Origin of the sequence: Mesorhizobium sp., from assembly GCF_004962245.1 — a bacterium.
Lineage (GTDB): Bacteria > Pseudomonadota > Alphaproteobacteria > Rhizobiales > Rhizobiaceae > Mesorhizobium.
Map to the genome: position 1 here is coordinate 1 of NZ_SUHQ01000065.1, position 11,102 is coordinate 11,102.

An 11,102-nucleotide genomic window follows, 5' to 3' on the forward strand; every position below is an offset into this window, starting at 1 on the left:
CAGGGTCTGCGCCGCGTCGCTTCGCTCCTTGCTCCGCCCCAGGATGACGAAGGGAAGAAAGCTTCGGCCCATCCTAGAGCGATTTGCCACTGGACGGAATGATCGACGTTCGCTGCCGGTCGGCTCCGACCTGTCAAAACCACTGTGTCGAGGACGACCATCATCGTCAGGCTTCTGGAGGACGCGGTCGACACCGATCTGAGCGCACCGGATTTCCCGGCCAAGCTCGAGGTCTGACATCGGGCAATTATCACGCGATTTCAGCACATTGGCCGGATCGCCGGAATCACATCCAAAGGGACTTGAATCAGTCTCTCAACACCTTGATTCAACATCTGAGGGTCAGCGCGCCGGGCAGGATCTCGAAGGTTGCGGGTATGCGCCCCGGCGACTCACCGTCTATGTCGACCAGCGCGCCGTTCTTTTCCACATCGCCCAGCGGTTCGACAACCACTTTCTTGCCGCGCAAAATGGTGATTGCCGGATGGTTGCGGTGCCGCCCGCCATAGAGCAGCCTGATATCCCAGATCAGTTTCAGCTTGCCCGCCGCGCGCAGGATGACGATGTCGAATTCGCCATCATCCAGTTCGGCGTCGGGCGCGATCATCATGCCGCCGCCGAAGAACTTTCCGTTGGCCACGGCCACCAGCGCCATGCGCGCCTCGACCGGAACACCGTCGTCGACGGTGATCCTGACGTCCTGGAACCGGTAGCGGATGAATTCCCACACGGTGCGCCAGTAGAACAGTGCCTTGGCCGACACCTTGCCCTTGCGCTTGTCGGCATTGACCGCGCGGTCGGTGGCGCCTGAAAGACCGAGGCTGGCGATGTTGATGAAATGGCGGCTGGCCAGCGCGCCATGGTCGTCGATATAGCAGACGCGCCCGGCATCGACCTTGCGGGCCTTGGCCCCGGCGATGCGCTTCAACGTCAGGTCGACCTCATCAGACAAGCCAAGCCCACGAGCGAAATCGATGCCGGTGCCGCAGGGCAGCAGCCCGAGCGCGGCCGTCCGGCCGCTTTCTCCAAACGCTTGCAGCAGCCCGTCGGCCACTTCGCTGGCCGTGCCGTCGCCGCCCGCCGCGATCACCAGATCGAAGTCGCTGGCGGCGAGGTCGAGCGCCAGCCGTTCGGCGTCGCCCTCGGCTTGCGTCTCGCGCAGTTCGAAATCGCCAAAATGCTTTTTCAGCGAAGCACTGACCTCGGGCCAATGTCGTTTGAGCCGGCCGCCACCGGCAATCGGATTGAGAACCACCCCGACCTTCAAGCACACCCTCCCCTAGCGCATGACCCCGAAAATCGGAATCGATTTTCGGAAAGGATCATGCGCAAACTCAAAGTGCTACAGCGTCCTTTGCGCGTCCAATAAGACGCGCGGCGCTGTAATGCATGTCGCCCAAAAGTGCGCAGCGGTTTTGGGATAACGACATGCATAGAACAAAAAACTTGAAGCGCGTCCCGTAAAACACGGCGCGCTTCAAAGAAACCAAAGCCACGCCGCCCTGGAACCTTTGCCGGCATTGAAACCCGCGCCGGCCGGCGGGGCAAGGTCGATTGTCTGACAATCTCGGTTCGCCACAGAAATGGCGTGGGCCGTGTCAGCGCCCACGGGCGGCGCCTGGTCGAAAAAACGCGCCGCCGCCGAACTTGGTCCCCGATAATCCCGCTATCCACAGGCCCGCGGCTGTTTCGCCGGAAGCTTATCCGGCGTATATTCAACCCATCTCAGGCGGCTACCGATCGCCAGCCGAAAGGCAAAGCGAAACGGCGGATTTCCTGAGGCCCGTACGGCCCCGAATGAAAGCAGGCTTGCCTGTTTTAGGAAGGATGCCGAGACCTACGGGGCCGCGGAAAGCGTGCGAACGCCTACGGCGGACCGATGCTGCCATGAAGGACGGCGAAAACCTTCGATGGCACGCTGGACGAGGCTCGCAAGAGTGGAGACTGGCGTGGTCTGGAACGGACGCTGCCCTTGGGCGGTGGCTGGCAGGACCGTCAACATCAAGGCCGGCAAGGCGCGACGTCTTTACGGAAGTTGCTGCCGCAACCGTGTCCTGATCTGACAGGGAGGCGCTGGGAGAAATCCCGGCGCCGACTGTCTTTTCGGTCATGAATCCATAACCTGGCCGTCGCCGCGATCTTGTGGGCGCGGCTTCACCGCACGCCAAAATCAGCTACTATCGCCGCGTGGTCAGAGTCCGTTTAATAACGCGCTCTGCCGAGACGCATGGCGTGGGTTTCGAGAACCGAAGCGCAGCGGACATTTGGTCCGTGAGCATCGGAAGCGCAGAAAACCGCGTCAGGGGCCGGCAGAGTAACGTTAGCGAATGGACTCGCAGGAGGGGGACAGTTCATGACGCTGATCCAGAAGCTTGCCGTTGCCTATGCCTTGCTGTTCTTCGGCGTCGTCGCCATCGGCTACGTCCCGGCATTCAACGACCCCGGCGGCAATCTGTTCGGCCTGTTTTCGCTGCAGTGGTATGACGATCTTCTGCACGCCTTCTCCGGCGTCTGGGCGCTGGCCGCCGCCTTCACCTCGCACCGCCAGGCAGTGTTCTATTTCAAGCTGTTCGGCTCGGTCTATCTGTTCGACGGCGTGCTCGGCCTGGTCACCGGTTCCGGCTGCCTGGACGGCGGCATCTTCATCAACGGCTTCCGCTCTCTTGACGACATCGAATTCCCGGCTCGTTTCTTCGCCAACCTGCCGCATCTCGTCATCGGCGGCTTCGCCGTCTATGTCGGCTTCTGGCTGTCGAAGCGCGTGCACGACCATTTTGCCACGGCCTGACCGGCCATGTTCGTATTCCGCCTGGTAAAGCGCATCATCAAGGCGATCCTCTGGCTGGTCGTCATCGTCGTGCTCATCCCGATCGCCGGGCTGGCCTATGGCTTCCTGACCACGCCGTCGCTGGACACGGCGCCTTTGCCGGGCATCGCCGACGATGCCCCGCCGAAGGCGCTGGCCGACAAGGTGCGCGCCGAGATTCCCGGCTACCAGCGGCCGGAGGAATCGACCTGGCTCACCTATCCGGAATGGGCGATCGTCTACGCCGCCCGCGACTATGCCGGTTTCGTCGACAGGAACCAGCCGAGCGGCTTCCCGTACTGGTCGTATATCGGCCGCTACTGGCAGGACTATGCGACGGTCATGCGCGCCACTTCCGACTACGAATTCAACCTCGCCAACCACCAGATGCTGACGGTCATCGGCACCAGCCACACGATCGAGCACGCCATCCAGTGGGCCTATGAGAACACGGTCGGCCGCATCACCGAGGCGACATCAGGCAAGCGCGCCGCCGTCGACATCTATCAGGCCAAGGTGGCGGGCGAATATGCCGGCTTTCTCGACCAGGTGCCGTGGTACGAATTCCCCTATGCCGAAAAGCGCGCCGGCCTGTTTGCCGTGCAGCCGGCACCGGGCGACAGCGCCGTCCGCACCAGCGAACGCAAGCTCGCCTTCGGCCTCGCCGACACGATCAAGCAGAGCTATGCCGATCTGATCAAATCGGCGCTGGCCGCCACCTCCGACCCGGCCTTGCTCGACATCCATGTCTGGGCCAAAGGCCCCGTCGGCGACGCGACACGCGGCGAGCCGGACACCTTGCTCGAGCGCGATTACGGTGCCGACGGCACGATCTTCGTCACCAGGCGCTACCAGGTGTTCACGCAGATGATCCCGCGGCTGATCGACAGAGGCGTCTCCTTCGTCGAGATCGGCGGCAATGACGAGATCATGGTCACCATGCTCTCCCATGATGAGATCGCCGTTCCCGACGGCGCCCGCGCCTTGTTCAGCTACGAGGTCCCGGCGGAGCCAGCCACGCGCCGCACCGGCCTGACCGTCGCCGTGCGCAAGCTGCACACCGTTCTGCCGGCGCTGATCAAGGCAGGCGCCAGGCTGGAGCACGTCTACGATTACTGAGGCTTTTCGGCCACAGCCGGAACTCCTGAAATACTCCGTAACAGTTCGCCACGCTCATTCCACAAACGCGGCCAAATCCCGCCTTGATCCACGGCGATTGATGACGCTCCAGCGTCGCGCATTTTTTCGGTCGCGCGAAGAACGCTGTAGCTCGAAGGGACAAGACCGTGATCAAGACCGCCCTTGTCGCCATGACCATCGTCGGCTGCGACTGCGATGCCAGGCTTTGCGAATATATCGGCGAGACGCCGGCCAAGTGGTCGACAATCGCCGATTGCGAAGCGGCGATGAAAAGCCAGATGCTGCACGAGCGCAATTTCAACTACCCGCTGGTTTCCGGCATCTGCCGCACCACGCAAACGCAGTCGTCGCAGCTTGCCGCGACCGATCCTGAATTGACGACGGCGATGCAGGCCACGACCGGCTCGCTTCCCTCGGAATTGAGTCGTCGGCCCAGCGTTGCTGTCGGATCGCAGACAATGGCGACGGAACCGGAAGCTGCCCGACCCGTCGCCTATGAAGCCGCGGTCGATGGCGGACGCTCGGTGCTGGATCGCACGCAGAACGGTTACGCCGTGGTCAAGACCGACCTTGGCCGCGCCGCATCCGCAACGATCGGTATGGCCAAGCGGTCAGCAAGCTGGCTGGCTGCGAAAATGCCTGACGGCCTGTGAGCGACCTTCAGGCGATGCCGCTCAGCGTCTTGATCGCACGGTAGAAGGTCGACGAAAACAGCTCCTCCGGGTCGTACTGCCTCTTCTTCGCCAGGAAGGCCGGCAATTCCGGATAGCAAGCCAGCAGTTCCTTGCCCGTATAGTGCAGTTGGTAGGGCAGGAAAAACCGCCCGCCATGGCTGATCGTCACGTCGATCAGAGTCCTGGTCAAGTCGCGCATCCTGGCATTGCCGCCGGCATCAGTCGGCTGGTTGATGTAGAGCACCAGCGAATAGGACGGTTCCGGCGCATAATTCAGCGCCACGTCTTCTTTGTGGACGATGCGCACCGAGGCATTCAGCACCGGCAGCGTCTGGTTGCGCAGGATCTCCCGGACTTCCGCGATGAACGAAGTGTAGGCTGCGCGTGGAATGAAATACTCGTGCAGTATGTCCGTTTCGTCCACGAGATCGTTGAACAGATACGGCACCGAATCGTGCATCGGATTGTTGCGGGTGACCAGGCAGGCCTCGCCTTCGGCCATCGCCGCCGTCCGCGCCACCGTGCAGCTCTCGAATTTCGGCTCCAGCGTCTTTTCGGTGAACCATTTCAGCTCCTGGAACAGGTCTCCCCGTTTGGCGAGGTTCATGATCACCCGTTTCAACCCGACCGATCCGGGTTCGCCGAGCACCGGCTGGCCGGCCGGCGGCTGGTCGGCCACCTTGTCGTAGCGGTAGACGATCATGTCTTCGAGGAAATTGCCCGGCGCCGTCGACAGGTGCCCGTAGAACAGACCGATATCCCTGTTCGGCTCCAGCACCTCGGCGAAGAATTTCGGGAAATCATCCGATTTGATGATCTCGCGCGAGGTCCGGTAAACGGCGTTGTCGACGATATCGAGCGTCGCCTCCAGCACCACGCCGAACAGGCCGTAGCCCCCGACCACATGGCGGAACAGCTCGGTGTTCTCGCTCAGTGAGCAGGTCGTCACCGACCCGTCGGCCAGCATCACCCGCATCGAGCGGATCGAGCCGGCCACAGAGCCGGACTGATGGTCCATGCCATGCGCGTTGACCGACAGCGATCCGCCGACCGAAAATATGTCGGTCGACTGCATCGCCTTCACCGCAAAGCGCGGATGCAAAAGGTTCTGGATGTCGTGCCAGCATGCGCCGGGCCGCAAGGTCATCGTCTTCGCCGCCGCGTCGACCGTCATCTTGTTGAAGGCGCGCATGTCGAGCACCAGCGCGTTGTCGTCGAAGGCGTGCCCGCCCATCGAATGGCGCACCGCGGCCACCGACACTTTCAGGCCGTTGGCGCGGGCGAAGGCCAGTGCCTTGGTGATGTGGTCTTCCTCGCGCACTTCGACCACGCCATAGACCGGCGTCATCGACAGACCGCTGGCATCGTTGATGTCGCCGCCCTTGGCCGACCATGGCAGCGATGGATCATGGGCCGGCGCATTCTCCAGCGGCTTCAGCGGCAAGGGAATGCCGTCTATGTCGGCGATACGGCCGGCATTCTTCTGCCCCGACGGGCCGCGCGCCAGCCGCGCCACCGTCGTGCCGCCCCACAGCACCGCGCCGCCGACCACCGCAGCGCCCAGCAGCAGCCGCCGCGACAGGCGAAACCCCTTGCGTTCTTCGATCACGATGCACCCCGTTTATCCAATCGATAGCGCTGGATGGGGACAAAAACCAGTTGCCAAAATTCGCGCCCGATGAATGATGGTCACAGCCGTTCCGGCGACGCTCGAAAGCAGCCGCATCATGAAGCTTCCAGCCCGTGCCATACTGTGCCTGATGTTGGCGTTTGCTCCCATACCGGCCGACGCGCAAAGCTCTGGTCAGAGCGACAAGGTCCTCACCGTGGCTCCGGACGATCTGGAGATGGCGGCGGCGATCGAACAGGCCCGCGCCAGCCTCGACGAATTCCTGACACTGTCCGAGGCGTCGCCTCCGGAACAGCCACGTTCAAATTGAAGGTCGCAATCCGGGACGGAAACGCGGTCGAGCACTTCTGGGTCATCCCCTTCCGCCGGACCGCGACCGGATTTGCAGGAGTATTGGCAAACGAGCCGCAGGCCGTGCGTAACGTCGTGAATGGTCAGGACATCGAATTCACACGGGACGACATTTCCGACTGGGGATACACCAGAGACGGCCGCCAGGTAGGCAGCTTCACCGTCTGCGTGATGTTGAAAAAGATGCCGGAGGAAGACGCGGATTATCTTCGGAGCAATTACGGCTTCGACTGCTGACGACTGAACCTCAGCTCTAACCCGCCGCCTCGTCCTTTGCGCCGATCTTGCGCACCAGTGCCGCCGTCGCCAGAATCGCGCCCATGTCGGCGATCATCGGCGCGACATGCCTGGCGTAGTCGAGCGGCACGGAGGTATCCGGCAGCTCGAAGAAATTCTTCGTCTGCGGCAACAGCAGAAAACCGTCGCCGCCATTGAGCGCAACCCGCGCCGGATCATCGGGCCATGTCTCGCTGAGCCATGTCAGAGCCTGCGCCAGCCGGCCGCTCACCAACGGCTGCGCAGCCTCGGCATTGTCGGTGCGGAAGTCGTAGGCGGCATCGAGTTCCGGCACGCCGCTTGACAGTTCCTGCATCTTGCCGGCGAATATGCCGCGGAAAAAGCCGACGACCGCATTTGTCCGGCGCGTCGCCACCAATATGCCGGGAAACGGCACGATGGTCTCGAAGGCGACGATGACGCCCTTGAATGCTGTCGTTTCGCTCTTGCCCGTGCCTTGCCGGAGATCGGCTTCGTAAAGCTCGAATGGAAATCCCTCATAGCGGCCGGACACGATATCGTCGAAGCGCTTGTTGTTGAACGTGCCGATCGTCTCGCGCGGCAGCCGGTCGAACGAATTCGGCGTCATGTCATGCTGGTAGCGCATGTCCTGGATGAAACCGAAGACGATCGGCAGCAGCGTCTTGCGGAACGATTGCTGCAACGTGCTCGCCGGCTTGATCGCCTGGAAATAGAGCAGGATCGTCGCCACGAACCCGACGACATAGAGCAACACATGCGGCGTCGAGAACCACTGCTCGTTGGGATCGGCGACCGTGTTGAAGAGCCAGGCCACCAGCACCACGAACACCAGCACCAGACCTATGAACAGCGGCACCCGCCAGCGGACTTGCCGGTAGGCCGAAGCTCGCCCGGCCTCATAGGCCTCGAGGCCCCTCTTGATGCCGGCGATCTCAGCTTCATCAGGCATGAAATCCGCTGCTTCCATCGCCATCCCACCGTCGAAACCTGGCCGCGTCAGACATGATAGCTGCTTTTGCGGGAAAGTCGCCAGCCGGCGGTGATCCCTTCTCCCCTTGTGGGAGAAGGTGGCCGCGAAGCAGCCGGATGAGGGGTGTTCCAAGGAACGCCAACGCCTCATTTCTTCCAGCACCCCTCATCCGTCTCGGCGCTATCACGCCGATCCACCTTCTCCCACAAGGGGAGAAGGAAAGATCGCCTTCAGCCGGTCTTCGACTTTGCCGCGCATGCGGCCCTCCAGCGCCTCGACCGGAACCAGTCGCTCATGCCCGCCCTTGGGCAGCCGCATGAAGGCATGCAGCCGGTATGCGGCAATGGCGCCGCGCGTGCCGGCGTCGGCGCTGACATCGACGGCCAGGATGCTGCCGATGCGGCCGGGCCATGGCTGGTGTGAAAAGGCCGTGCCAAGGAAATCGCCGAGCCCATAGGCGACGAGCGCCTTGCCGATCCGTTCCATCGGCTGCACGACATGGGCATGATGGCCGGCGATCAGTCCGACGCCTTGCGCGGCCAGACGCCGTGCCAGTGCCCGCGTCTCGCCTCGCGGAAAATGCCGGAACTCCCAGTCCCAATGCGGCACCGCGCAGATGAGATCGAGACCGTCGGCGGCATCGCGCGGCCATTGTGCCGGATCGCCTTGCATCGACACGCGGCCCGCGAACGCAGCCGCGCCGGCATTGCGCCAGAGCGTGAAGGCGACAAAGCCCATTCTCAGCGATCCGACCGCAAGGCGCTCGACCGGACCGTCGGCGGCAGTGCCGATGGTACGGATGCCGAGCCGTTTCAGCGCCGCAACGGTCTCGTCGAAACCTTCGATGCCCTGGTCGAGCACATGGTTGTTGGCGAGCGACAGAACCAGTTTCTCATGCGGGATGCCGACGGCCGCCAGTGCCTCGGCGAGAAACCGCTCTGTCATGGCATGATGGGTGCCGAGCTTCGTGCCCATCGCCGCGCTCGGTCGTTCCACCACCGGGCTTTCGCAATTGCCGATCACCAGGTCGGCGGAGCCGAGCAGCGCCTTGATCGCCGGATCGCAGTCCGGCGCTCTGCGATTGGCCACCGCGGAGATATCGCCGACAAAGGCCAGTCGCACCGCGCTGGCCGGCGCCGGCTCCATCATCGCTGCGACTGCCGGCGCAAAGCCCTGTTGATCGCCGCCGAGCGAAGGCTTCAGGAAGCGTGGCAGCCAGGAAAATTTGTAAGAGAGCGGATAGTTCGACACGCGCAACCTGTACCGGAATGAGCAGCCACGGTAGACGATGTGCCTGCCGCAGCGAAGCGCCTCGATCAGGAATTGTCGGCGGCGTGCCCGCACGCCAAGACTTTTGCCGCGCGGCAGGTGCCATGGCGGCGGACTCGGATCGCGGTTGCGTTGATCGACCCTCCCCGCATGCTCTGGTGCGAGCGCATGGAAATGTTTTACCCCGCGAGTCCGCGATCGGTGGGCGCACTCGCGAATCGTGGGTTCACCTTGACAGATGACGGCAGTTGTGCTAGGAATTTATTCATGGTGCCGATTAGCGCCAACGACCCGCCCGCCGAGGCGGGTTTTTCATTTCAGGCTTCAGCGCTATCCTTCACAAGGCGATGAACAACAGGCTTTGCGCGCCTTTACCCCTAGCTTATCGAACCGTTCGAGGGCTCATGGCAGGGCCACAAATAACCCACAGGCGCCATGCAGAAATGCATGTATGGTCGGCGTAGAAGACTGGAGGAGGACCAAGATGACGCGATTTTCGAGCCTGCTGGCGTCCGCCCTTTTTCTGCTGCTGCCGGTTGCTTCCGCCGGTGCCGCAGCCCAACCGGCCGCCCTGTTCGAGGCAAAAACCGTAGCGGACCGCGACAGCACGCTTACCGCGCTGGAAGTCGCAGCGCCCGGTGATCCCGCTGCAGCCTATGCCGCCGGCGCCGGTGAGTTCTTCACTGCGCTGGAGATCCTGGCCGGTGGTCTGCACCGCCATGGTTTCGAAAGCCCGCAATCCTTCATGCTGCCGCTGATGCGGCTGCCGGTGCCGGAAAATCCCGATCCCCAACCGCTGACCTACGATGGCTTCCGCGCCATCCTGGTCGCCTTCCGCGACCGGCTGGAAAAGTCCGCCGCCACACTTGGGTCCGTGCCTGCCGATGCCGATATCGGCGTTGAGGTCGACCTCACTCGGCTCGGCATCGACCTCAACGAGGACGGCCAGATCGCGCCGGACGAAAGTGCGGCCGCCATCATGGCGTCCTTGTCACGCGGCGGCGGTGCGCCAGACACGGCCGCACCCGCCCTCACCTTCCGCTTCGACCGCGCCGATGGCTACTGGCTGCAGGGCTATGCCGAATTCCTGATGGCGCAGGCCGATTTCTGGCTGGCGCATGACTTCAGGAACGCCTTCGACGGCTCGTTCCACATGCTGTTCCCGCGCGCCAAGCTGCCGCTGCAGGACGCGCTCGTTCCGCCGGACGGCGGCATGGGCGGCGGCATGTTGTCGTCCGAATGGCGCATCGCCGACTTCATCTCGCTGGTTCATCTGGTCAACTGGCCTGTGGTCGAGCCGGAGCGCCGGCAGGCGGCACGCCGCCATCTCATGGAAATGATCCGGCTTTCCCGCGAGAACTGGAAGGCGATCCGCGCCGAGACCGACAATGACCGTGAATGGCTGCCCGGCCCGCAGCAGAAGGGCGCCAGCCCGCTCACCGGCCTCGAAGTCGGTGAAGAGCAGGTCCAGGCCTGGCACGCCGCGCTCGATATGGCCGAGGATCTGCTCGAAGGCCGCACCTTGCTGCCGCATTTCCGCATCGCCGACAAAGGCATCAACATGAAGCGCTTCTTCGACGAACCAAAACCCTTCGACCTGGTGCTGTCGATCACCGGCCCGGCCATCGCGCCTTATCTCGAGAGCGGGAAGATTCTCACCGGCGAGGAGTTCGACCAGATCCAGCGCGAGTTCGGCGGCGCCGGGTTTTTGACCTTTGCGCTGTGGTTCAACTGAGGGCGTGTTTCGACATCGCTCCTGACACCCTTGTGTCAGCAGCTTGGTTTCGTCTCGCCCCCCTCGCCACTCCGCTCTTTCCATTTTGGCCGATACCTCCCATATTCGGGGCATGGCCAAACTTCCCGATAAAAACACGCCGCCACCGGCGCGTGACGATCGCGCTTCGCCGCCCAAGCGGCGCAGCCCGTTGACCGATTTCCTCGACGCGTCGGAGCCGCTGCACAAGGGCGGCTTTGCCGAGGCGCCGCAGACCGAATTCTCAGGCA

General features: G+C 63.0%; 10 protein-coding genes. 6 read left to right on the forward strand and 4 right to left on the reverse strand.

Features of this window, described 5'->3' with window-relative positions; translation table 11 throughout:
* Window positions 1-328 precede the first annotated feature (328 nt).
* Window positions 329-1,267, reverse strand: coding sequence for a diacylglycerol kinase family protein (locus E5X88_RS32830; protein WP_292168353.1), 939 nt, complete (start codon window positions 1,265-1,267; stop codon window positions 329-331).
* A gap of 1,086 nt (window positions 1,268-2,353) precedes the next feature.
* On the opposite strand from E5X88_RS32830, the gene E5X88_RS32835 reads away from it, so the two are divergent.
* The 3 genes from E5X88_RS32835 (at window position 2,354) to E5X88_RS32845 (ending at window position 4,599) form a co-directional block, all read left to right on the forward strand.
* Entirely contained in the window at window positions 2,354-2,788 is a 435-nt protein-coding gene (locus E5X88_RS32835) for a DUF4383 domain-containing protein (protein WP_292168354.1), read from the forward strand.
* A gap of 6 nt (window positions 2,789-2,794) precedes the next feature.
* On the forward strand, window positions 2,795-3,925 hold the full coding sequence (locus E5X88_RS32840) for a hypothetical protein (protein ID WP_292168355.1): 1,131 nt from the start codon (window positions 2,795-2,797) through the stop codon (window positions 3,923-3,925).
* 167 nt (window positions 3,926-4,092) lie between these two features.
* Entirely contained in the window at window positions 4,093-4,599 is a 507-nt protein-coding gene (locus E5X88_RS32845; RefSeq protein WP_292168356.1) for a hypothetical protein, read from the forward strand.
* Between the two features lie 7 nt (window positions 4,600-4,606).
* Here the strand turns inward: E5X88_RS32845 and E5X88_RS32850 are convergent, their stop codons facing one another.
* A complete protein-coding gene (locus E5X88_RS32850) occupies window positions 4,607-6,229 on the reverse strand; it encodes an FAD-binding oxidoreductase (RefSeq protein WP_292168357.1) in 1,623 nt (540 codons plus the stop codon).
* A 73-nt stretch (window positions 6,230-6,302) separates the two neighbouring features.
* Between E5X88_RS32850 and E5X88_RS32855 the strand changes: the two genes are divergently transcribed.
* Window positions 6,303-6,560, forward strand: a complete 258-nt coding sequence (locus tag E5X88_RS32855) for a hypothetical protein (RefSeq protein ID WP_292168359.1) — start codon at window positions 6,303-6,305, stop codon at window positions 6,558-6,560.
* Entirely contained in the window at window positions 6,557-6,838 is a 282-nt protein-coding gene (locus E5X88_RS32860; RefSeq protein WP_292168361.1) for a DUF2314 domain-containing protein, read from the forward strand. Before E5X88_RS32855 ends, E5X88_RS32860 begins: the two co-directional genes overlap by 4 nt.
* A 16-nt stretch (window positions 6,839-6,854) precedes the next feature.
* Here the strand turns inward: E5X88_RS32860 and E5X88_RS32865 are convergent, their stop codons facing one another.
* Together E5X88_RS32865 and E5X88_RS32870 are read right to left on the reverse strand one after the other, a co-directional pair.
* Complete coding sequence (locus E5X88_RS32865) at window positions 6,855-7,826, reverse strand: hypothetical protein (RefSeq protein WP_292168365.1); 972 nt, start codon at window positions 7,824-7,826, stop codon at window positions 6,855-6,857.
* 186 nt (window positions 7,827-8,012) lie between these two features.
* Complete coding sequence (locus E5X88_RS32870) at window positions 8,013-9,080, reverse strand: CapA family protein (RefSeq protein WP_292168367.1); 1,068 nt, start codon at window positions 9,078-9,080, stop codon at window positions 8,013-8,015.
* A 502-nt stretch (window positions 9,081-9,582) separates the two neighbouring features.
* Here E5X88_RS32870 and E5X88_RS32875 point away from each other — a divergent pair.
* Window positions 9,583-10,833 (forward strand): hypothetical protein, encoded by a 1,251-nt coding sequence (locus E5X88_RS32875; RefSeq protein ID WP_292168363.1) that lies wholly within the window; start codon window positions 9,583-9,585, stop codon window positions 10,831-10,833.
* The last annotated feature ends 269 nt before the right edge of the window (window positions 10,834-11,102 follow it).